Here is a 22774-nt window from a genome sequence, read left to right as displayed (position 1 = left end):
TCCGAAGGGACACTGCCACGGCAGTGCCGCCGCTTCCCGGGGCTCGGCTGCGTGTACCGCGTCAGCGTGTACGACCCGTTGCGACCTGCTTGGCTACGCCAGTCGTGTTGTACCGAAACCGGGCCATCTCCACGGTGACTGAGTAGTTTTCAGCGATGGCGTCGATGCTGGCCCCGCGGCGGGCGGCAGAGATGAGGAGGTCGCGCGGAAGCAGGAGCGTTCCGCCGAGCGCGGTCGCTTCTTCTTCCTCGTCCGGCTTGCAGGTTCTAAAAGGCATGCCGGCGAGCTCTCGGACCTCGGACAGGTCGTGTTCCAGGATGATGTGGGCGAGCTCGTGGGCGATGTCGCTGTTCTGCCGGCCGTGTCCGCGAATGGGGTTGACGACGATGATCTTCCGGCCGCGCACCTCGAACGTCGCTGCCGAGAAGGCGTACGCCTGGATGCGCTCCAGTTCCTCGAGTTCAGCCAGGGGCACGAGCGTTGCGGCGTCGACGATGGCCACGTTGAGATGGCCTGCGAGGGCGCGCGGGTCGAGCTGATCGGCCGACGAGAGGGAGAGTTCCTGGCGATAGCGCTTGGCCGTTCGTTCCGCGTTCGCCTTGAACCCGTGCTTGAGAGTCAAAGTCTTCCCGAATCCACCAGTCGTTCAAGCTCCGAGTTCATCGTGCTCAGCATTGTGTTCAGGCGCTCGGGAACTCCGGGGCGAAGGACGCTGGCTGCACGCAGATGGCACGCGACAACCGGCTGACCGCTGATGTTCTGAGCAAGCGCGTCGTACATGGTGCGAAGCATGTCGGCGATCTTCCCAGCGGCGGCCGGCGCGAGTCGCGGATCGGAGGACAGGTGGGAGATCGCGGCGTCGATGCTGCTTTGCTCGCGCGGTGCGATGGGAGCGAAGAAGTCGCTAGGAGGTACGCCGAGCCACGCGCACAGAAGCATGAAGGACGTGAGGTCGGGCTGTGACCCGCCCTCAACGCGGGAAAACGTACTGAAGCTCACGTTGGCGTCTGCGGCAGCCTGACGGAGGGACAGCGAACCCCGACGTTCGCGCAGCATGGCACCAAGACGTGCCAGGTCGAGGCGTTCGATCTCTCCGGCGGCGGCTCGAGGAAGGGCCTTGTCGCTCATTTCCGTCGTGCTCGGTAGGTCCAAGGCATGGGTGCAGCATAACGCCGAGTGACGCTTCAGTGAAACACCCGCGTGCCCCTCAAGGTCGTCACTGCCGCTTTGCTGATACAGTTGATATTCACGGCGACCGCTCGCACCGCGGGCAGAGAGGAGGCGGCCATGAGTGCCACCGACGTCCACAAGAAGTTCCAGATCTCGATCGACGGAAAGGAGTACACGACCCGCGACGACGACCAGGAGGCGGCAAGCCTGCTTCGCCTCGCCGGGCGCGACCCCGAAAAGTACGACCTCGCCCGCCTTCGTCCAGGTGGCGAGCCGAAGGTCGTCAAGGACGCCAAGGTCCTCGACCTCAAGGACGGCGACGCGTTCATCTCCGTCAAGCAGCGCGCCAAGATCACCTTCACGATCGACGGGGTCGGCTACTTCACCAAGGACGATGATCAGGAGGCCGAAGCTCTTCTTCGCCTCGCGGGTCTCAACCCCAGCGAGTACGACCTCGCCCGCATCCGCCCTGGGCAGGATCCGAAGGTCTTCAAGGACGAGAAGGTCCTCGACCTCCGGGAGGGCGACACCTTCATCTCCGTCAAGCAGAGCAGCCCTGTCGCCTGATGTCTCCCGAACTGAGCGCTCCGGTCGCAACCTTCATCGCCGACCTCGCCGACCATGGAATCCAGGCCAAGGTCCAAGGGTCCGCCGTCGTCTACTCGGTGTACGCCGTGGCCGGAGCGCTCGCGGGAACGGAAGTTCCCACGGCGGTCAGCGTGGTCGAGCTCGCCGGATGGCCCGCCGCGCCGCCGCACTGGCTGCACTTCGAGAGCACGGTGCGATTCGCGACCACTAACACCGATACCGCCGAGTGTCTCGACGGCTGGCTCCGCCATTCCCGTGACATCGGCGCTTGGAGCACCGACCGGCCGCCCATCATCAACTGGCTCGCACACGTGCGCGGCGTGATCAAGGACGCAATCACATGAACCTCTCCATCGCCATGACCGCAGAGGTGGCAGCCGAACTCGACAACCACCTCACTCGCGAAGACGGCCAGGAAGATGTCTGCATCGCCACCTACGTCTGGTCGACAGGCGCGGAGCGCACAACTGCATTGATTCGCAACGTCGTCCTGCCTCGCGACGGCGAACGATTCGTGCACGGCAACGCCGAGTTCACCGGCGCCTACGTCGTCCGGGTCGCTACCGAGGCGCGAGAGCGAGGTGAGGGCGTTGTCCTTCTTCACTCGCACCCAGGCGCACGCGGCTGGCAAGGGCTCAGCGGCCCCGACCACACCACCGAGTCCGAGTACGAACGCGTAGCTCGGGCAATCACCGGCATGCCTCTTCTCGGGATGACGCTCGCCACCGCTGAGCAGGAGTGGTCAGCCCGTGTTTGGTATGACCGAACCGCGCCGACCGTCGCCGAATCCGTGCGCGTCGTCGGAGAGCGGCTCAACGTGACATGGAACGACAGGGCTCGTCGCCGCCCGATGGCTACCGCCTTCCAGCGCCGCACGGTTGCTGCGTGGGGCGAGCGGCGCCAGGCGAGCATTGCACGCCTCAAGGTCCTCGTCATCGGAGTCGGCAGCGTCGGACTCGACGTGGTTGCACGCCTCGCCGCCACGGGTATTGAACACATTGGCTTGATGGACATTGATGTCGTCGAAGACCTCAACCTCGACCGCATGATCGGTGCCACGCGCGAAGATGCCCGCCTCGGGCGGCGTAAGACCGAGGTCGCTGCACGTATCGCTCGACAGGCCGCGACTGCTCAGAACTTCACGGTGGCGGTACATGACCTGAGCATTACGACACCGCCGGGGCTCGCCGCAGCCCTCGACTACGACGTCATCTTTTCCTGCGTCGACCGCCCCTGGCCGCGCGGCGTCCTTAACGTCGTCGCGTACGCCGACCTCATCCCGGTCATCGACGGCGGCATCGCCCTAGATACGCTCCCGAGCGGGGAAATGCGAGGCGGTACGTGGCGAGCCCATGCACTCGTCCCCGGCCGCCCCTGCATGGTCTGCAATGGGCAACTCCGGGTCAACGAGCTCAGCCTCGATCGAGCCGGCCTCCTCGACGACCCCGAGTACATCCGCCAATCCGGGATCAACACAGGGGCAGGTAGTCCGAACGTCGCAGCGCTCGCCGCGTCCGTCAGTGCCGGGCTCCTGGCCCAGTTCGTCAGCCTGGTCGCCTCACCCGCAGGCATGGGTGTATCGGCGCCGCTCCGCTACATGCTCGCCGCCCACCAGCTCGAGCACTTGCCCATAAGGAGCGGCGCGTTCTGCCCGTACGAGAACGCGACCGCGCACGGTGATGCACGGCAGGTGCTCGCTGACGACAAGCGCACGGTGTGGGCGTAAAGGTCGAACATTCAGGTGGCCTTCACGGCGAACGGCGGGTCGCGGATGAAAGCCAGGACTGGCGCTGCCAGGGTTGAGGACATCGCGGGCAAGAATCCGCCGGATGGTGGATGCCGAGATGGCCGGGTCGACGGCTTCGGCGGCCGGTCCGGGCGGCTCCACCTCGACAGCGGTGTGTCAGTTTCGGCCGGCAATTGGCAGGCCAGGCTTTGACCTCGGCGACCTGGACCGGCATGAACCGCGGTGGTCGCCCCGTTCGCTGAGTCCGGGCAGCCCTTCGTCGGCGCACCGGCCCGCCAGCGGCGCACGTTACCATCGGCAGCGCTGTCGCATTCCTGGCGTAGATCTCTATCGGCGATCCTGGCGGCACCTCACCTCGCGCTCGACCACTGGTAACGATGACAAGAGTCGACAACCTACGCTCCTCGAACCCGGTGATCATGGCTTCGTCATCGACTGTCAGTATCTAGCGCTGAGCTGCGCAAACGACCAGGCAAAGTGATCAACAGTTGTCGCCATTGTTCAACAGTTGGCAGGGGTTTTCGGGGGGGGTAAACGGGGGCCGCAACCAGGCGCGGCGCATCGCTGTCGCCAACGCCTGATTTTGAGAAGCCGGCAGGTGAGCGCCGGCATCATCGATTATTGCGCGGCGACCGGATTGGCCGTGAGCCGCTCGCGCACCTGTTCAGGCAGCAGACCCTCTTGGCTGAAGTGGTTGGCGACCAGCGTCCGGAGTTGGTTGTCATCGAGACCAGGACGCTGAGCCATCAGGTCGCCCCATGCGCGTGCCGCTGCTTCCGCGAGTCCGAGTACGACGTCCGGGTGGACAACATGGACGTGGCCCTCAGCGCCTGCCGCACCGGTGGGGTCAACGGCCGGTTTGGGAGAGACGATCACGGTGGCGCTGTCCGGCGGGATGTCGGGGACCGCACGATCGGACTTGAGCAGACGAAGTTGATCGCCGGCCTGACGAATGTCTTTCTGTGGCACGAGACCGGACGGCTCGTGGTCACTCTTCGCGTCGATTGCCAGCCAGAGGTGATGGTCCCAGCACCAGGTGGAATCGCATCGACCGGAGCCCGGCGGCTTCTGCGCTTCGGCGCCCAAGAGGTAGCCGAGCTTGGTCAGGACAGGCTCGTACACGGTCGGCTTGCGTTCCTTGAGGGCAGCGAGCATCTCCTCGGCCACCGCCGCGACCTTGGGAATGGAGGTGCTTCTCAGTCGGGTCGCGACCGACGCAACTGCGGTTGCGGAAGGGGACGAGAGTTCGGACACCCCAACGGTCGGTATCGGAGCGAGTTCCCGGATCCACATCGAGGGTCTGGCTGCGGCTTCGGCCTGGGCGACAAGAGCGACCGCGTTCTGCCGAAGTGCCTGGTTGGCCGTGGTGACTCCGGCCTGGTCGGCCCAGGTAGCCGCCAGATAGAGCCAGAACGAGCGGTAGCCGCGTAGGGCGTCGCCGCCCTTGCCCAGTTCCAATGCGGCCTCGTTGGCGCGGGCGCTGGCCTCCTGCCATTCGCCCATGCCGGCCAACGACCATGCTTCGACCTCGCATTTGACTGCGGCGGCTAGTGCTGAGCTGGCTGGCGGAGGCGTCATCGTGGCCTCATTGCGCAGCTCAGTGATGATCGGCTCGGCATCGGTGCGCCACGCGTCGTCCTGGCGCAGGAACGTCGCTACGTTGTCGAGGATATCGGCGGCTGATGACCGTTGGCTGTTCTGAATCCCGAAGTCGATCTCCGCCTGAAGCTCGGGATCGAGAGTCTGTTGAATCTCTGGTCTGACCATGTACGTCGTCAGATCGGCACCTAACACGATCACGACGGCCCAATCATTCGGGCCGCGTGTGCAACGGCCAACTCCTTGCACGACGCGCGTACGGACGCGTTCGGCCAGGGCGGCGCCTGCGCGGACGTTCTGCGACAGGAAGCGTTCTTGGAGGTTGTCCGTGTCTGGTTTGCCGTTCAGGACGACGACGCGGCAGTCGTCGCCGGGAAGATCGAGCCCGTCATACCGAGCGGCGAGGCCGCAGACGGCGTTTGGTAATGCGGCGAAGTGCTCCATCCCGCCTTCGACGTCGTTGATGCCGAGCACGGGCCAGCCGGGTTGGGCGAGGTCATTCGCGGTGCTGATGGCGGTCCTGGTATCCGGGGCGAGGACCAGCGCCTTGCCCGCTGCTGCCACAACGGACCGGGCAAGTTGCTGAGTATCGGTGACCTCAGCCAGCTCGGGGAAGACGAAGAACCTACGACCAGACCTCGGTGTGGGCGATGTGTCGGGTAGCGCTACCCGCGTGATCGCCGGACGTCCAAAGGCCCGTTCGAGCTCTCCACCGCTGCCCAGGGTCGCGGACAGGTAAATACGCTGTGCAGCGTGCGTGAAGACGGGGTTCTTGCTCGTGGGCGGGATGCCCGGCCGGATCAAAATGGCACCGTAGGAGACGTATGCCAGGCAGCTCGGAATAGCGTCCCTGATCATGGAGTATCGGTATGTCCAGGGCGCTGGAAGCTGGGCAAGAACGCTGTCGATCTTGCTGACCATCTCGGGCTGGCGCAGGGGAACGACCAGGCGAGCGCTGCGGTACATGCCGGGATCCGGCGTGTAGTCGCGAAGCCGTTGCAAGGGGATGCCGTCGATCGCCGGCGCGAGGACGTCGAGGAGATCGTTGTACGCCTTCTCGTTCGCCGAGCGTCGGATTTGGATGGCGTACTGCTCGCCGACGTACTGCTCTCCGGCGTGTGCGTCGTCGAACAGGAGCAGCTCTGGTACCGCTAGGCGCGGGTTGCTATTGAAGATTGTGTTGTAGGTGGTCACCGCGACTGCGTCGGCAGCCTCGTACGCCGCGCGGTCCGCGATGGACCAGCTTGCGTGGCTGCCCACGAGGGTTACGGCAGGAACGCCCTCCCGAGCGGCCACTTTCGCGACCTGTGAAGCGAGCTGTTGGGTAGGGCAGGCGTAGGCAACTCGACCTGCTCGGGTGGCCCTGACCCAGTTGGCGATTACGAGTCCGGGCAGCGTCTTGCCGGTACCGGTCGGTAGTTCCAGCGCGAGGTCGGGATCTGTGGTGTGGTCAGTGGCATACCGCCGTAGAAGGTCCCCTTGGTGAGTCCATAATCCCGGCACCGCGTTGGGCCTGCGTGGGAGGTCGCGGTACATAGCTTCGGGGTTGGCCGCCGCAACAGCCTTGTTCGCCCCGCCCTTGAACGCCACGCTCGCCCCTTTTCCCCGGTTGCCGTCCGGGGATTCTATCGGTGGGCCGGGTGGGCGGCCGAGGTCGCGGGCGCGTCGGCTGTCGTGTAGGTGCCCGGGCATCGCTTCCGACGTCTGGATCGGCAGCCCGCCCGGGCACATGATCGCTTGGACGTTCACACGCCGAAGTCGCGGTGGTTTCCGGAGAACCAGGCGACTGCCCAGGCCTGCGGGGGGCGGTAGCGATATGGCAGATTGCCGGAGTGCTGAGAGTTGCGGTGCTTCGCTGTAGCCAGGTGATGTACGACCGTCTGTTCCGGGAACGCCCTTCGCCTGGCGCGGCGATGCGATCGTTCGCGTACCGGATCGTTCCCTGGGAGTCGAATCGCTGGCACGTCGGCGTTTTCTTAGCCGAGAGCGGGAACGAGCTGACCGTGGTAGGTGTCGGCTTGGTGCACCGGGGTCGCCAGACCGCGACCTACGAACGGAATGTCGACGTCGAGGACGTCACCGCGACCAGCGCACAGGTCCAGGTTGCCCGGATCAAAGACAGGCTCGGCGGGTTCGCCGATGCGGTGTCGCGGGACGGCCCGATCATCGAAGCCCGAGGACGACGGCTGCTTGACGCGCTTGTCGCTGAGTCACCGGACTTGGAGCCGGTCATCGCTCGGCTCGTACGTCGTATCTCTGACAGTGTCACCGCAGGCACGGCCGGGGAGCTGCAGGGTCTCCAGAAGGACGCTACCGGCGTGTTGCTTATGGCGCGTGGCATGGACCGTAGCGAGTTGCGCCAGTACGTACCTCAGCCGGCCGGCACCCCGTTCATCGCTGGTGTCTCTGGCGCTTCGATGATCGAACCAGGTCCTGATGAAGTGGTGCTGTCGTCGATCCAGACGTTGCCTGATCAGAAGCTCCGAATTGATCCGGAACCGGAACCGAGTCCGGAAGATCCTAGGGAAGATTCCCCGCTCCAGCTCGGAAAGATCACCGAGGACCAGCTGATCAACCACGACGCTGATCGCGTGCCGTTTCAGGACTGGTTCCCGCTGCATGACCAGCGAGTTGGATGGCGCACTTTCACCGACGGCTTCAAAAGGATGGAGATCTTCAACGCCAACCGCACCGATGCCGAGCACGAGATGGGCGTTGACCTCATTTATCACAACGTCGCCCACGACAGCTTTGTCATGATTCAATACAAGCGAATGCGGCCGGAGGCCAACCTGGTATACCGACCAGACCACAACCTGGCCGGGGAGCTCAAGCGCATGGCGCAGGTCGACGAGGAATGCCGCAAGCACGACACTGATCCCAGCGACGACGTGCGGCTACTCTCCACGCCATGCATGGTTAAGCTATGCGCGCCCCAAACCGTGATCCAAGACTCGATCGAACTGATTACCGGCATGTACCTCAGCCGGGAGCACTTCGAGACACTGCTATCCTCACCACTTTGCCAGGGGCCGCGCGGCGGCGTGTGCATGACCTTCGGAAACGTGCCCCGTTATCTGAACAACACGACGTTCGCCGAACTTCTCGGCTCCGGCTGGATCGGCAGTCGGGGGCGTGGCAGCGACTTTGTCGGGCAACAGATTGCCGCGAGTCTCGAAGCCGGACGCGCGGTAGTTGCGGGAATCGACCGCACACCACGAATAGCCAGGGCTCGCCGACCTCGATCACGGAAACCATAGTCAGCGGCGTACGCTGCCGCCGCCGAACGAGACACCTCCGTGGATGTCACGTGCTTGCACTAACGGGCCGCTGACATCACCCAAGATGGAGTTCGCTAGGCCGTCTGGGCCGGCTGCGACGGCCGCGTTGGTCCGCTCCCATCGGGCTTGGAACTCTGCGCTGAACGCCGGGTCACGTCGTGCCTCGCGGTCCAGCAGTACCGCAAGGGGATGAGCGGCGTCCAACGTGGTCCGGGAACTTCCCAAGGGGGCTGCCGAGCGCCGAGTATTCGTCAGTCAACGAGGTAGTGGGCTTCGATGTAGGCGACGGTGGAGTCGTACGGCTCCCCGAGCGGCTTCAGCATGTAACGCCGGAAGACGGCGGCGGTGGCGCGGCGGACTCCCCGGTTGCGGGCGTCCGCGTTGTCCCACGACTGGGCGAGGGTCCGGGTGACCACCTGGTCAATCTCCTCGGCCAGGTTCCTCTCCGTGATGGTGAGGCCGGCGGGTGCGTGGTCGTGGATGATTCGCGACAGGACGCCCACGTGGTCGTCGTCCACGACGACGGGTTCCTCAGGGTGCTTCCCGGCGTTCACGATGGCGCGGGCGATCCGGAGGGCCTCGGAGAGGAAGTCCAGGGCGTCCTGGGCGTTCTGGATGATGCGGTCCCGCAGGAGCCTGATTCGGTCCGCGAGGGCGGTGTACTTCGCGGAGCCTGGTTCAACTCCCTTGTCGAGCGCGGCCTTGATTCGGTCCAGGATCTCCGCTGCGGACGGGGGCTGCTTGTCGTCGCCGTCGTCCTTGCCGGGCTTGGGGCGGACGAGGGCCATCAGCTCCTTGAGGATGGCGATGCCCTGGGTGTCCAGGACGAGGGGTTCCTCCTGGGAGGCGACCACGGCGAAGGAGTGGACGTGGGCGTTGATGATCTCCAGGACCATCGGTCCCAGTTCGGCCAGCCGTTCTTTTCGCTCCTCGTCGGAGGACTTCTTGAACAGGGTCGTGTACACGGACCCGAACAGCCCGAAGCCGTCTCGGTACTTGGCGATCCGCTTGTCCGTGTTGATGAGGGAGTACAGGCGGGCCAGCAGGCGGTAGTCCCTGCTGAACACCTCGGCGGCTCCGGGGTTGGAATCCAGGAAAACGTTGATGGCCCGCACGGACTCATATCCATGGACCGTGAGGTCCAGGTCGTCAACGTCGGCGAAAAGGTCTTCGATTCGGGCGAAGGTGGTCCGGAACTCGGCGACCAGCTCGGACACGTCGGTGACGAATCCGCCGCCCTTGCCGGACCCTTCCGGGGTGGGGTCGACGACGGCCCGTTGGACGTCTTCGGCCAGCCCGATGTAGTCCACGACCACCCCGGACGTTTTCACGAACCCGGTCGGGGATACCCAGGTGCGGTTCGGACGGGTGATGGTCTGGAACAGGGTGTGGGCTTTCAGCGGCTTGTCCAGGTAGAGGACGCCCTCGTTGGGGGCGTCGAATCCCGTCATCAGCTTTGCGGTCACCACCAGGAGGCACAGCGGGTCGTCCGGGGTCAGGAACCGCCGTTTCTGCCCCTCTTCCTCGGCTTCCGAGAGCCGGTACGGCCGCATGGCCGGGTCTTCGTCCTTGGAGTCCGAGACGGAAATGTTCACCTCGGCCGTAATCCGGTCGTGCTTACCTACCTCGGCGAGCGCGTGAGACGCCTCGTAGCCGGCCAGCAGCTCGTTGAGCTTGTCCGTGTATGCCACAGCCAGCTCGCGGTTATAGGCCACGACCTGGGCCTTGAGGCCGTTGCGGTAGGCACCGGTCAGGTAGTGGTCCACGATGTCCTGGCAGACCGTGTGGATGCGGTCGGGGTTGGCGAACACCGAGGTCAGGCGCCCGAACTTGCGGGATAGGGCCTCGCGGTCCGGGTCGTCGAGGTCGAAGTCGTCGGCGAACTGGTCGAACTCGGCCTGCAACTCCTGGTCGTTCATCTCGAAGGACACCGGGTGCGGGTCCAACATGACCGGAACAGTCGCCCCGTCCCGCAGCGACCGGGACACCGAATACCTGTGTAGCACCCGACCCGGGTCGGCCTCGTCACCGAAGAGGGCGAAGGTGTCGGTGGCGAGGTTCCGCAGAGGGGTGCCGGTCATGCCGAAAAACTTCGCGCGAGGGATCGCGGCGCGCATCTGCCCGGCCAGGGACTTCGACTTGGCGGACTGTGTACGGTGCGCCTCGTCGACCAGCACGATGATGTTGTCCCGCTTCGACAGGTTCCTGCCGGCTTCGGCGAACTTGTGCACAGTCGTGGAGATGACCCCGCGCACGTCGTCGGCGAGCAGGGACCGCAAGTCTTGACTGGTCTTCGGCTGGTGGAAGTAGGCGTCCCCCATCGCGGAGGTGAACACCCCGGAGGTCTGCCGCACGAGATCGGTCCGGTCCGAAAGCAAGATGATCGTGGGTGAATCGCTACGGGAATCGGCCAGCAGCAGCGAGGCAGCGAACACCATCAGCAGTGTCTTCCCGCTGCCTTGGTGGTGCCAGATCAGGCCCTTCTGGCCGCCGGCCAGGACTCGCTCATGGATCAGGTGAGCGGCTTCCCGCTGCGGGTAGCGGGGCAGGTACTTCTTGTTCACCCCACCCCCCGCGGTGTCGAACAGGGCGAAGTTGGCGAGCATGTCCAGGACGGTCGCCGGGTTGAGTAGTAGCTCAACGGAACGCTGCACGTCAGCCTGCACGGACAGGTCCTCGTCGTCGGCGGTGGACCGGAACGGCTGCCACAGGTTCAGGGGCGCGCCAACGGCACCGAAACGCAGCTTCAGACCGTCGGAGGCAACAGCGAAAACATTGGGGGTGAAGAACCACGGGTACTCGGCGACGTACACGTCGTTGATCTCTCGGGCGGCCTTAGCCCACCCAGAATTCGCGGTCGGCGACTTTACCTCGACCACGACCAGCGGCAGCCCGTTGACCCAGTACACGAGGTCGAACCGGCGAGAGGTCTTACCGGGGACAGTGATGGTCACCTCGTCCGACACGACCAGCGTGTTGGCGGTCGGATGCTCGAAGTCGATGACCTTCAAGGCGTGCCACACGCCGTCGGCGTCCCGGAACTCCTTATGCCCGCGCAGTAGGCGTAGCACCTGCTCATTGGCCCGCACAAGCCCGCCTTCGACAGCGTTGACCGTGGCGATAATCTCCTCGACCACTGCGTCCGCGTCGAACCCGCCGATAATGCCAGGGTTAAGCCGGACGATGGTGTCCCGCAGTTGACCGGCGACCACCGTCTGCGTGGTCTCACGCGGCAACGACCTGCCCGCTGTAAAACGCCAGCCCATCGGGAGAGACCACTGAATCACCAGGTTCTGGAACTCACGCTCCCGAATGCCCTTTGCCACGGATCAAACCCCCAGCTCAGCAGAATCGATGGCGATGGTGCGATTCAGCAGCCCGGACAGCAGGGCCTTCCGGGCTTCACGGAGACGGCAGGCCTCTGTGCGAGTCGCCTGCAAGGCAGACTCCATGGCTTCAAGTTCCACTGCCATCTCGCGTTGGCGGTCAAGTGATGGCAGGTGCACGGCCATGCCCTTCGCCCGCTTGGCGCTGATGTGCTTAATGTTGGTGCCCCCCGCGACGTCGAGGAAGGCCCCGGACTCGTAAGCCCACATGCTCCAGTGGAAGACAAACTCAGGGATGCAGACTCCGTCGAGCGCCCGGAGACGGAGCAGGGTCATCTGGGTGCAGACGGGTGCCGGCAGTTCGTCCCGCCACATCGCGGGCATCCCGACCGCCTTCGCGCTTGCGCTTCCCTCGGACACCAAAACGTCGCCGTAGCGAAGGCGGAACTTCTCGCGCTCCGCAGGGTCATAGTTCATCTTCAGCACGTCGGACAGGTCGAGTGTCCCGTAGCCGACGTTCGCGGAACGCAGGTAGGGCGTCATGTAGGGGCCGGTCGCCCTGTCGGGTGTCCGGCGCACGCCCGTAGAGAAGTCGAAGGCGTGCTCGGCGCTCACGGCTTCAATCGAGTCGTCAGTGATGAGGTCGGCTCGTCGGAGACGCAGAACTGCTGATAACGCCCCTGCCTCCGCGGCAAGTGCGGCGATCTGGTCGTCGACCGAGCCGATAATCTCTACGATCCGCTCCTGCACCGGCAGCGGCGGCACGGGAACCATCCATGCCTCAAAGTCAACTTCCTTCCATCGAGCACGCCCCTCGGACCCTGCACGCATGGCGCCGATCTGCTGCAGAACTTCCGATCGTTGGAAGTTGAGAAGCAAGAAACGGGCGTCCGCTACCTCTTCATTCACCTCGTAGAGGGGGAATTCATTCGTCGCCAGAGCACCATCAAGCTCAGCGGAGACGACATCGAATGCACCCTGCTGGGTGTCGATCCGGTTGAACGTAAAGTCTCCCTCCCGTACCCGATAGAGGGAGTTGGCCTTGACTGTCTCGGTGGTTACGACACCTCTGTCGTAGGCGCCTTTGCCGTACCACCGCACGCCCATAGTCCGGTATTCGGTCCCCGGTTCCAGGCGGACGATCTCTCGCCGCTGATGGGCAATCTTCCCCGCAGGAACTTGCCGCCATTCACTCATCGAAGCCCTTGATTCCAGAATCGGCAAGGACTGCGAGCATACGCTGCTCGGCCTTCTGGCGCTCTGCCCGGGCGAGGTTGTAGGCGTCGATGAGGGTGCCGAGGTCTTCCTGCTCGGCGGCGGCGTGCTTCAGGTAGCGGCCGATGTTGAGGTCATAGCCAGCCTTCACAATTTCTGTCGTTGGCACGAAGCGTGCGGCCAGATCACCGTTACCGCCCGGGTCTACCGAGTTGCCTACAGCGTCGAAGCCGGAACGGTAGGCGGTCACCACATCGGCAATGTCCCCCTCGGTTATGACGTTACGGTTCTTGGCCTTGGCGAATCGCTTGGAGGCGTCGATGAACAGCACGCCCTTTTGACGTCCGTCGCCCTTGGTGCCGAATGCACGGAACACCAGGATCGCCGTGGGAATGCTGGTGTTGTAGAAGAGGTTGGGAGGCAGGCCGATGACCGCCTCGAGTAGGTCGTCGTCCAGGACGCGCTGGCGGATGGCTGCTTCCTGGCCGCCGCGAAAGAGGACGCCATGGGGCAAGACGACGCCAGCGCGCCCCCTTCTCGGGTCCATCGACGCGATCATGTGCTGTACGAACGCCCAGTCCGCCGACGACTGCGGAGCGACACCGCCGATGGCGCGCGGGTCCTTGGCCCAGGGCTTCCACTTCAGGCTGTAGGGCGGGTTGGCGACGATCACATCGAACTGCGCGATAGCCCCGTCCGGCTTTTTGAAGCGGGGGTCCTTCAGGGTGTCGCCGACCTCGACCTGGAACTGGGTGAGGTTGTGCATGAAGAGGTTCATGCGTGCCACACCCGCCGTATCCGGTACGGTCTCCTGCCCGTACAGACGGAGTGTGTAACCACGCCCTCCGCGGACCTTCAAAAGGTTCGCGGAGGCGATGAGCATGCCACCCGACCCGCAGGCCGGGTCGTACACCGATTCGAAGGCCTTGGGGTCCAGGACCTCCACGATCAACTCGACGACCTCACGCGGGGTGAAGAACTGGCCGGCGCGGGTGCCCGACCCATCGGAGAATCGCTTCAGCAGGTACTCGTATGCCCCACCGAGCACGTCGTGGGACATGTTGCCCTCGTGCATTTTGGGGGTGCGGTCCATCGCCTGCATCACTGCCGCCAGCACCTCACGCGACAGCACCTCTTCCGAGGTCCAAGCCATGGCCCCGAACAGGCGGGAGAACTTGTCGGGGTTGGCCGTCTCGATGGCTTGCAGGGAGGCGCGGACCCGCTTGCCGAGTCCAGGCTGGGTAATGGTGGCGAGGATGGACGACCAGGAGGCGCGACGCTGCTGGACGGTGCCGGGGTAAATGAACGGGATCTCGAACGATTGGTAGTCGCGATACTCGATCTCGTGGGCTTCCTCGGCGGAGAGGTCGTTTAGCTGTTCCTTGTTGTCGGCAAGAAACTCCTGGTGGTGGTGGTCCCAGGTGTCCGACAGGTACTTCCAAAACATCAGCGGGAAGACAACCGAGGAGTATTGCGCTTCGGGCATCGCCACGCGCAGCTCGTCGGCGGCGTCCCACAACCGGCTCTCGATCTCCTGCTGTGTCACTGCCATCAGTCGGGGTGTCCTTGCTCGTGAGAGGGCGGCGACCAGAAGATCGCAGTGTTCCTGCTGGTCACCCGTTTTTGGGCATGCCCGGTATGTACACGCCGGGCGTGTCCGCCGGGTGAACACACGCGGCGCATTGTAATTCGCCGTGACACAGGGCAGGGGTAGGGCACGCTGGCCGCTCATCGTGAGCTGCGAGGTTGCAGCCTCATATTGCTCCAAGCCGGCTGTCGTCGTGAAGGCGGCTTGGGGCCATGTCGGTGCCGCCTTCTCGTTCGTAGACAGCCAGCGCTCGTTTGGTCGAGCTCCGCGGGAGACCTGATCGAGGCCAGGGTAGACCCCGACTCAGGTGTGCCACGCGTACGTCGCCGACCTCGGCGGTCTCCACGCCGCTGTCTGGGTCGTCGCCGCTGTCTGGGTCGTCGCCGCTCTCACCGCCGCCTCCGACCTTCTGGCAGGGTGCGGCAGTACGAAACACACCCCTTCAGTAACCGCTCAACGACAGGGCGAGCCACCAAATTGCCTGTTCCGACCGCCGTCTGTGGCCCGACGACGGACTAGCCGTCAAGGGCAGTACTCGCGGAGCAGGGACAAAAAGTTCTTCAACATTGTGACCCTTTCATCAGGCAGAGGGTCGCCGTTGAAATGCATGACGTTGTTCCGCATCTCGCAGATGATCCTGAGCCGCTGAGAGAACACCTTCCGGTCCAGTGGCCATCCGAGCGCCATCCACGCGTCGGGATTCTCCAGTACCCGCTGATAATCGCCCATCGTCAACCGGGAGAAGCCGTCGATCTGCCGTGTCCCGTCCGCGTCACAGAGCGCCTGGACCTGCTCGATTTCGATGGCGTCCTCAAGGATCCAACGGAGAGTCTGATCGATCTCGCCGATGATGAAGAACGGCGACGTCATCACCCCGTAGGTCTGCACGACATCACTGGCGGTGACGATACCCGAGATGGTGTTGTGCGGCCCCCGGACGAAGACGAAGCCATGGGCTGTGATCCTGGGTAGGACGTCGATTAGGTCGTCCGCATAACTCACCTCCACTGGCGGGATGACGGCGGCGGACAAAGGAGCGTCTCGCTTCTGGTGACGCGCCTTGGCGATCGACTTCCAGGTAACCGCCCCGCTCAGGTCCCGCTGCCCGGACATCACCGCTAGCTGCGAATAGTCGTGAAGCATCATCGTCGTGATGGCCAGTTCGATCGTGGCCGCCGGCTTCACCGACTCGACGCCAAGACTGGCGGAGGGAAGGTTGCCGACCACCAGACCGCGTTCCGGCCGCTGCCGCATCTTCGAAGGCTCCGTCGTCTCGATGATCCTCGTCGTTGCAACCGTCTCCGCCAAAGATCTATCCACAATGGCAGGAGCAGCGGCGGGCGGCGGCGCGGCGGCCGCGGCGGCCGACAACCCGACCGTGACCTGATCCTCTATGGTGACCAGGCGGAAGTCTGGAACCGTGACGAGACCGTGGTTGGAAAGATCAGTTTCGATTATTTCGATCAGACGGGCGTCGCGCCCTCGGGCGCCCCATAGAGCGATGAATTCCCGAACACTCAGCGTGTGTGGCCCGCCCGTATCCGCGTCCCGGCGCAGTCTCCGCAGCTCGGCCAGACACTTGACCCGATCTTCCGTCTCGCTGCCCAACTCGGAATCCGGCTCATCAGGGCTTCCCGGCTCTTCGGCATCGGTGGCGTTCCGGAGGGCCGCAGACTCCTGGGCCAACTTGTCAAGGTCGTCCACCGCTGCGCTGAGCATCGTCTGTCGCAACTGATCCAGAGGCGCGTCCTCTTCCTCCGTGACCCAGGCAGTCCACCCGTTGACCGGATAGCCAGCCACAGCTGACGCCGCAGCGGACGGAGACGAAAACACTCGTCCGTCCAGAAAGTCGAGACAACCGTCGTCACGCACCACCGCCGTCGTGACCGAATCGGCCCCTGGGGATTTGTACCTGACGTACGCGCCAACCGAGAGAACACCACCGGCCAAGAGATCCGACAACCGCAATCGCCTCGCGGTGAGACGGTGATGGTCCTGCCGGGGCACCCGGTCGGCCGTAGCGAAGTGCCCTTCGTCCGTGACCCCCACTGCGTCAAAGACGGCGAAGAACGCCTTCTCCGTGGCATCGGGCGTCACCGCCTGCAGCGAGTCTTCGGTGATAAGGCGGGTTCCTCGCCCCAACATCTGCTGGTAAAGCAGCTCCGACCTGATAGGCCGGAGGAACACTAGACACTCCACGGCGGGTATGTCGACGCCTGACGCCAACATGTCTACCGTGACAGCGATTCGGGGCGCCCGCTCCGTACGGAAGCGGTGCAGGAGCTCATGGGGATTCGCCACTTGGGCGGTGATCTTCACTGCGAAGTCTTGCCCCTGCTCAAAAATCTGCCGGCAAGCGTCAACGACGGCATCCGCGTGTGCGTCGCTCATCGCGAATATCACAGTCTTCGGGACGACTGTCCGGCCCGGGAAGGCTTCCGAAAACAGTCTGGCCCGAAACTCGGTCAACGTCTTCCATATCCGCGCCGGAGGATCGGCCCTCCATGTAGCCGTCTCTAACGCGGAACTCAGGCGATAGATGCGCGGAGGAACGTTGTATCCCTCAAGTAGTGCCTGCTCGAAGGTGTACTTCCAGAGCAGCTCTCCGCCGAACAGGTCGAGCGTCCGCTCATCAGCACTGAGGCCGAAGGTGATGAGGGGAGCGGATATCTCGTCCGATAACTCGGCCAGAGCGAACAGTGTCGCCCGCTGGGCTTCATAGACGAGAACAAGGTCGATCCCATCGAGACCCTCGTACAGGGAGCCCTGGTCACCTTCTTCCTGGGCCTTCGCGTGGTTGAGAAGGCGTTGGCTGGTGGCCACCACGACGTTCCCCGGCACAGAGACACCGCCGACGTACTGGCCGACGTGGAGCGATTCACCTGAACGACCGCGGTCACCCGCCGGGTGGTAACGGCGAAGAGCGTCTGAGATGGCTACGGTGTCCAACCTCAGATCGGTGACTATCAGGATCTTCCGCACTCGCCCGGCATGTATCAGGCGCGAACACAGCTCGGCGATAATGATCGTCTTGCCGAACCCGACCGGCACCTGAACCAATGCCCGACGTGGGTCCTCCCTGCTGAGGAAGGCCATGATGGCGTCGACAGCCTGGGCTTGGGGCGGGCGGAGCCTAACCTGTGCAAGCGACGAAGAACCCTCGCGGTCGGGTGACGGCCATGCCGAGTTGTTGTCATCGCGGATCGCCACCCACGCAGCTTACGGAATTCACGACCACGACGCGGAACCTAAGGAACGTCTCGTAACTTGGTGGAGGCGTTGCCCGGCATCACGCCGGTGTTCAACCGGCGAGGATGATGTCGTGGAGGTTAGCGATGCCGGAGGCGGCGTCGGCCGATGTTTTCGACTCCTGCCCGGACGGTGCGGTGTTCGACGTTGAGGACTTGCTTCCAGGCGGGCAGGTCGCTGCCGTCGGCGGGCTTGCGGTACGGCATGATCACCGCGCGGTAATCACCTGCACCCGGGCATCCTGCCCGACTATCCACACCGGATAGACGCGCGAGGCTACGAAGCGTCCCTTAGCCTCGCGCGTGGATGACGAACTTCTTCGCCGGCTTCGGACCGAACAAGCCCGGGCGCTGCTTGGGGACGCCGATTCGCACCACGTGGTGATGCTGGCCTGCGACCGCCGACGCGCGCGCCTGATGATCACCGGCAGTCCAGACCGGACAGCGATCGCTTTACGAGACATCGCTTAGGCAGGGCCAGGAACACCGCTTATAGCTGCGCCCGCCAGAGCGACGGCGAACGACAGTGGATTCCGTGCTGCATCTGGCAAGGCACCCAGGCCCAACCCGCTCGACTCGACCAATAGACCTAGCGGCCCCTGGTACTCAGGGCCGACGGCCGGATGGTTGAGGAGATCGCGCGCCGCGTTGGCATCCTCGTCGCGGATCACGTCTGCCGCGAGCCGCTTGATGAGGTCATCTGCGATGTACGGCGGCAAGCCGGTGGAAAAGTCCAAAGCCGTGAGACTGAGCCGCACGCGGAACACCGACATTCCTCTACCCGCCGCAGCGGCCGACGCTCGGTCAGTCAGGCCAGGGTAAACAGTTGTGGGGGTGCCTCTGGTCGTCGTTGCGTGCCAACTCTGAAGGAGGTCGTGCACCGTTCGCTCCCATGGCTCTTCGACCTTTGTTCGGCTGAGGAGGCCGGCGGCTTCGACGTCGTCGCCCTGCATCAGGTGGGCAATGACCGCGATCTGTCGCCCGTCGAGCAGGGTGGGGCCGATTCCGTCGTAGTGCTGCACGTGAGCCAGTGCGTCGACCCAGCGGCCGGACAGGGTGAGGGCGCGGGTTCCATCGGAGAGCAGGATGCCGTGTAGCCAACTGATGATTTGTTGGAGTTCGCAGGGATCAGCGGTGAGCTGCTGGGGGTATATCTCCATGTCATCTATGACGGCGTGCCTGCCGCTGACGATCGCTGTGTGCAGGTCGGTGAGCAGGCGGTGTGCGCCGTCGCCGTCGCCGTCTCGGGTGCGGAGGCGGGCGAGGTTGATGACGGGTTCGAGGGCGAAGCGGGCGGTGTGCCTGTTGAGCGGAGATTGGCTGAGGTAGAGGTTCGCGTGTTGATGGCACCAGGTGCGGGCGAGTTCCGCGTCTCCGCAGTCGGAGGCGACGAGGGCCGCTCCATTGAAAACCATCGACGCCTTCTCCGGGTCGCGCTCCCGGTGGGCGGTTTCGGCGAGTGCAGCGAGTCGGTTCACTCGTTCGTCGAGTGGTTTTGCTGGCGGTCGTTTGCGGGGGACGAGGGGGAAACGGGCGGCGATGGTGGATGCGAGGGGCAGGGTCATGGTGTCCTTACGTACGGCGCAGGCGCGTGTTGGCATCGATGTCTGTTCGGTCGGTCGTGGTGGTTGGCGGTGCTTGTGCCTGGGGTGGCCGGGGCGGGGTTGGGCACCGCCCCGGCGTGTGCCGTCAGAAGGAGATGGTGAAGGTGGTGTCGGGTCGTTGTAGGTCGCCGGGCTCGGCAGGTCGCGTTCCTGCTGGCTGGGCGGTCACGGTGGGTTGGTTGGGGCGGCCCGCTTCGTCCCATTGGTCGACCAGGCTGGTGAGTTCGGCGGCGAGCTTGTCGGCGTCCGGTCCGTGTGCGATGGCACCGATTTCGTGGTGGCCTTCGCCGGTTGGTTGAAAGGCGAGGTAGGCGATGGTGCCGCCGTGGTAAATGGCGGCCCCGGCCCACCGGTAGGCGGGGGTGACCAGTCCGCTGGTGCGGGCAGTGTCGCCGACGCCGAGACGGCCGAACGGTGTGCTGGTGTGCAGGAGTAGCCATAGGTCGAGATGGCCGACGGGATCCGCATCGGCGACTTCGATGCCGGTCCAGCGTTCGTGCCGGGGTTGGCTCAGGGCGCGGCTGAGCGCCTGTCGGTCTGGGTGGTCGGCGGCGTCGAGTTTGAGGGCCACGTCGGTGTCGAGGCGTACGTGATAGTCGGTGTGTTCTGCGGTACCGCGCATGGGGACGAATCCGCAGACCAGCGGTGTCGTGGTGCTGGTGAGTTGGTGGGTGTCGGTGCGGTCGAAGGCGAAGCATCGGGTCAGCCCGCTCTCGTGTACGCGTAGGGGTACGACGATGCGGCCGTGGTTGGCGAGTTGGTCCCACCAGGCGGTGGAGATGTCCCATGCTCCGGCGGTGACGATGATCCGGTCGTAGGGCGCGGTGTCAGGGTGGCCGAGGGCTCCGTCGCCGTGGATCACGTCGACGGTGGTGTAGCCGGCGCGGGCGAGGCCGGCGCGGGCGCCGTCGGCGAGGTCTTGGTCGAGTTCGATGGTGACGACCTTGCCGGCGGGGGTGGTTAGCTCGGCCAGCAGGGCTGCGTTGATGCCGGTGGCCGCGCCGATCTCCAGGACGCGATGTCCGGGGTGCGTTCCGAGTTGTTCGAGCATGTCCGCGACGAGGCTGGGGCTCGACGCGGAGGACAGCGCGGCACCGCTGGAGTCGCGCTTCGTGACAATCTGGCGGCGGGTGTAGACGGTATCCACATCGACACCAGGGAGGAACTGCTCGCGGGGCACCCTACGAAACGCCTGCTCGACGGGAGCCGAGGGGATGTGGCCACGCTGTTTCAAGGCGGTGACGAGCTGCTCGCGAAGCACGGCTGCGCTGGGAGCTTCGGGTTTGGCGTCAGACGAGTGGACCATGTGTGTGCTTCTCTCTGTTGTCTGGGCGAGGTGATGCTTGTCGTAGGCGTCAGTGGACGAGTGGTGGAAGGCGACGTGCGTGGCGGCCGTCGCGAGGAGCCAGGCGTCGGCGGCCGAGATGCCGAGCCGATTGAAGAGGAACAGCAGGTGGTGGGTTAGCACCCCGCGCAGGTCGCGGGTCAGTGCGCCGTGCCGGTCGAGGAAGCCGAGGTCTGCGCCCGCCCGCTCGTGGGCTTGCGGCCATTGGGGGGTGGCTGTCAGCGGGCTACCCGGCGCGTCGTCGGAGGCGATGAGCAGCCGCTGCACGGCAGCGATCAGCTGAAGGCTCGGTCCTGGCGCGTCGGATTGGTGACGGCGGATCGCGAGGTGTCGCCAGACGTCGCCTTGCTCGGCGAACTCCAGCCCGGCGGCACGCATGAGGCGGGTAGCCAGTACGACAGAGAGTTCGCGTCGGTGGGCGCCGCCGTCGGTGAGATGGCCGAGGATGTGACGACTGTCGGCGTGGAAGAAAGTATGCGCGACCGTCATGGCCTGGTCGCCGCCGAACGCGTATGCCTCGGGCCGGTAGATGGGCTCGCTGACGCCGCGGATGCGATCGTCACTGGTGAGGTCAGCGAGGAGGGCGTAGACCCTGGCTTGCCGGTCGCCGGGCAGGAGCCGCAACCGCCACGTCTCGGTTTTGCGGATGAACCAGAAGGCGGTGATCACACCGCTGTCCTCGGCGCTGGTTAGTGCGGGTGCGAGCCGGGTTGCGGCGTACTTTTCGGCGGTTTGCCAGTCGGCGAAGGTCAGATTGACCTGCCGCCACCGGCTTACCGAAACCGCCTGGATGGGTGGGGCGATGTCAGAGGCGAGGTCGAGGTCCATGGGGGTCTCCTCGTCTAGTGGATTAGCAGACTGGTTGCCCAGCGGATGTCGGTGGCGGTGGCCACGGTGTGCAGGGTGAGAGCGACTCCGGCGTGGCCGGCGATCAGACCGGATCGCGCCGGGGTGGCGACGGTGGCGTGCTGGATCAGCAGGCGCATCACGTGGGGCATGTGGGTGCGCAGACTGGTGGTGTGGGCGTCAACTGTGGCGTACCAAACCGTTGCGGCGAGTCCTGCCCAGCCGTGGCACAGCGATGGGTCGACAAGTCGGTTGAGCTGAACGGGGTCGGCCAGGCAGCGGGCCAGGGCGCCTTCCGCTGTCTCCTGCCTAACGAGGTCGCCGAGGGCAATCCCAGCGAGCTGTTGCGCGCGGGCTATGCCGGGGGTGCCGTAGCACCAGGACGGCCGCGCCGGTCCGCGTGTCGCAGGCTTGCCAGCGTGCAGCTCGACTGCCGTGATTCTCTCAGGCCACCATGGTCCGGTTGGGCTGGTCTGCCGCCAGTCGTCCAGCCAGGTGTTGATCCGGTCGATTGCTTCGGCTTGTCCCGGCACCAGGATGTTGTGGCGCATGGCGAGCGCCAGGAGCGCCAAGGGGCCGGTGATGCCGTGCGCCATGCCGAAGTTGGCGTGTCCACCTGATGCAGGGCTGTCGGGATCGGGCGGGTCGGCGCTCCACCAGCCTGGCGCGAGCCGTCCGGCCTCGTCGTCGATGTCGACCGGGTCGGTGAGCCGTACCAGGTACGTCAGCACCTGCCGGAGCAGTTGTCCGTCTGGTTCGCGGCGTAGCAGGTGGGCTCCGAGGCCGGTCAGCCCGCGTACGAGGTCGAACTCCGACAGCGTGGGCCGGGCACATACCGCGATGCGCGCCTCCGCAGCAGCCAAACGCCATCTGGTCAGATCCGCGACCGAGTAATCGAGCGCAACGAGGGATGCCGGACGGGCGTGCAGCGCGGCCGTGGTCAGCGCGTGGGTGACTGCCGGCGCACCGAACCACAGTCCAGCTCCGCTGCCGTTGTTCAGGGTGTCAGCGGTCGCGCGTCGCAGCCACTCGTAGGCCGGTTCCCATCCTCCGTGCCCAGTCTGGGCGCGCACGCCGTGCAGGATCGCTACACCGGCAGCACCTCGCGATAGGGATTGGGCGTGCCAGCGGGCACTTCGTGGCCCGTAGTCGTCCGCCGTGAAGTCCGGAGGGGGCGGCTGGGTGAGGGTGTCGGTAATGCACGAGGCCATCGTTTC

At 65.0% G+C, this 22774-nt stretch carries 15 protein-coding genes; 5 read left to right on the top strand and 10 right to left on the bottom strand.

All coding sequences use genetic code 11. The features are described 5' to 3' along the window. Positions 1-61: 61 nt before the first annotated feature. A complete protein-coding gene (locus AB0B98_RS11080) occupies positions 62-622 on the bottom strand; it encodes an ImmA/IrrE family metallo-endopeptidase (protein WP_357362114.1) in 561 nt (186 codons plus the stop codon). After that, entirely contained in the window at positions 619-1128 is a 510-nt protein-coding gene (locus AB0B98_RS11075) for a helix-turn-helix transcriptional regulator (protein WP_357362112.1), read from the bottom strand. The genes AB0B98_RS11080 and AB0B98_RS11075 overlap by 4 nt, the downstream gene beginning before the upstream one ends. Positions 1129-1287: 159 nt before the next feature. On the opposite strand from AB0B98_RS11075, the gene AB0B98_RS11070 reads away from it, so the two are divergent. From AB0B98_RS11070 to AB0B98_RS11060, 3 genes are read left to right on the top strand one after another with little or no spacing between them, the layout of a single operon-like run. Continuing rightward, a complete protein-coding gene (locus tag AB0B98_RS11070; protein WP_357362110.1) occupies positions 1288-1737 on the top strand; it encodes a hypothetical protein in 450 nt (149 codons plus the stop codon). Then, positions 1737-2102, top strand: a complete 366-nt coding sequence (locus AB0B98_RS11065; protein WP_357362108.1) for a hypothetical protein — start codon at positions 1737-1739, stop codon at positions 2100-2102. Before AB0B98_RS11070 ends, AB0B98_RS11065 begins: the two co-directional genes overlap by 1 nt. Then, positions 2099-3484 (top strand): ThiF family adenylyltransferase, encoded by a 1386-nt coding sequence (locus AB0B98_RS11060; RefSeq protein ID WP_357362106.1) that lies wholly within the window; start codon positions 2099-2101, stop codon positions 3482-3484. Before AB0B98_RS11065 ends, AB0B98_RS11060 begins: the two co-directional genes overlap by 4 nt. Positions 3485-4123: 639 nt before the next feature. Here the strand turns inward: AB0B98_RS11060 and AB0B98_RS11055 are convergent. Continuing rightward, positions 4124-6694, bottom strand: coding sequence for a DEAD/DEAH box helicase (locus AB0B98_RS11055; protein WP_357362104.1), 2571 nt, complete (start codon positions 6692-6694; stop codon positions 4124-4126). 278 nt (positions 6695-6972) lie between these two features. Between AB0B98_RS11055 and AB0B98_RS11050 the strand changes: the two genes are divergently transcribed. Then, on the top strand, positions 6973-8364 hold the full coding sequence (locus tag AB0B98_RS11050) for a hypothetical protein (protein ID WP_357362429.1): 1392 nt from the start codon (positions 6973-6975) through the stop codon (positions 8362-8364). 272 nt (positions 8365-8636) lie between these two features. Here AB0B98_RS11050 and AB0B98_RS11045 read toward each other — a convergent pair whose 3' ends face one another. From AB0B98_RS11045 to AB0B98_RS11030, 4 genes are all read right to left on the bottom strand, one after another. Next, the gene (locus tag AB0B98_RS11045) at positions 8637-11711 is read right to left on the bottom strand and encodes an HsdR family type I site-specific deoxyribonuclease (RefSeq protein WP_357362102.1); all 3075 of its coding nucleotides are present in this window, start codon (positions 11709-11711) and stop codon (positions 8637-8639) included. Positions 11712-11714: 3 nt separating this feature from the next. Continuing rightward, positions 11715-12935 (bottom strand): hypothetical protein, encoded by a 1221-nt coding sequence (locus AB0B98_RS11040; RefSeq protein ID WP_357362100.1) that lies wholly within the window; start codon positions 12933-12935, stop codon positions 11715-11717. Next, positions 12901-14478, bottom strand: a complete 1578-nt coding sequence (locus tag AB0B98_RS11035) for an N-6 DNA methylase (RefSeq protein ID WP_357362098.1) — start codon at positions 14476-14478, stop codon at positions 12901-12903. The genes AB0B98_RS11040 and AB0B98_RS11035 overlap by 35 nt, the downstream gene beginning before the upstream one ends. A gap of 558 nt (positions 14479-15036) precedes the next feature. Further along, a complete protein-coding gene (locus tag AB0B98_RS11030) occupies positions 15037-17724 on the bottom strand; it encodes a DUF4357 domain-containing protein (protein WP_357362096.1) in 2688 nt (895 codons plus the stop codon). Between the two features lie 341 nt (positions 17725-18065). Between AB0B98_RS11030 and AB0B98_RS11025 the strand changes: the two genes are divergently transcribed. Continuing rightward, a complete protein-coding gene (locus AB0B98_RS11025) occupies positions 18066-18233 on the top strand; it encodes a hypothetical protein (RefSeq protein ID WP_357362094.1) in 168 nt (55 codons plus the stop codon). Here the strand turns inward: AB0B98_RS11025 and AB0B98_RS11020 are convergent. The 3 genes from AB0B98_RS11020 to AB0B98_RS11010 all read right to left on the bottom strand — a co-directional run bounded on the left by AB0B98_RS11020 (position 18230) and on the right by AB0B98_RS11010 (position 22768). Next, positions 18230-19327 (bottom strand): hypothetical protein, encoded by a 1098-nt coding sequence (locus AB0B98_RS11020; RefSeq protein ID WP_357362092.1) that lies wholly within the window; start codon positions 19325-19327, stop codon positions 18230-18232. The two genes, AB0B98_RS11025 and AB0B98_RS11020, sit on opposite strands and share 4 nt — an antisense overlap. A gap of 124 nt (positions 19328-19451) precedes the next feature. Beyond that, positions 19452-21539 (bottom strand): methyltransferase, FxLD system, encoded by a 2088-nt coding sequence (gene fxlM / locus AB0B98_RS11015; RefSeq protein WP_357362090.1) that lies wholly within the window; start codon positions 21537-21539, stop codon positions 19452-19454. A gap of 14 nt (positions 21540-21553) precedes the next feature. Then, positions 21554-22768, bottom strand: coding sequence for a lanthionine synthetase C family protein (locus tag AB0B98_RS11010; protein ID WP_357362089.1), 1215 nt, complete (start codon positions 22766-22768; stop codon positions 21554-21556). Positions 22769-22774 lie beyond the last annotated feature (6 nt).

Origin of the sequence: Micromonospora sp. NPDC048947 (assembly GCF_040649495.1) — a bacterium.
Classification (GTDB): Bacteria; Actinomycetota; Actinomycetes; order Mycobacteriales; family Micromonosporaceae; genus Micromonospora; species Micromonospora alfalfae.
This window is presented reverse-complemented; position numbering and strand designations above follow the sequence as displayed.

Excerpts from the sequence above, each read along its gene's own strand:
- AB0B98_RS11065 (WP_357362108.1), top strand. The coding sequence starts at position 1,737 with ATGTCTCCCGAACTGAGCGCTCCGGTCGCAACCTTCATCGCCGACCTC.
- AB0B98_RS11010 (WP_357362089.1), bottom strand. The coding sequence starts at position 22,768 with ATGGCCTCGTGCATTACCGACACCCTCACCCAGCCGCCCCCTCCGGAC.
- AB0B98_RS11070 (WP_357362110.1), top strand. The coding sequence starts at position 1,288 with ATGAGTGCCACCGACGTCCACAAGAAGTTCCAGATCTCGATCGACGGA.
- AB0B98_RS11035 (WP_357362098.1), bottom strand. The coding sequence starts at position 14,478 with ATGGCAGTGACACAGCAGGAGATCGAGAGCCGGTTGTGGGACGCCGCC.
- AB0B98_RS11050 (WP_357362429.1), top strand. The coding sequence starts at position 6,973 with ATGTACGACCGTCTGTTCCGGGAACGCCCTTCGCCTGGCGCGGCGATG.
- AB0B98_RS11075 (WP_357362112.1), bottom strand. The coding sequence starts at position 1,128 with ATGAGCGACAAGGCCCTTCCTCGAGCCGCCGCCGGAGAGATCGAACGC.
- fxlM (WP_357362090.1), bottom strand. The coding sequence starts at position 21,539 with ATGGACCTCGACCTCGCCTCTGACATCGCCCCACCCATCCAGGCGGTT.
- AB0B98_RS11020 (WP_357362092.1), bottom strand. The coding sequence starts at position 19,327 with ATGACCCTGCCCCTCGCATCCACCATCGCCGCCCGTTTCCCCCTCGTC.
- AB0B98_RS11060 (WP_357362106.1), top strand. The coding sequence starts at position 2,099 with ATGAACCTCTCCATCGCCATGACCGCAGAGGTGGCAGCCGAACTCGAC.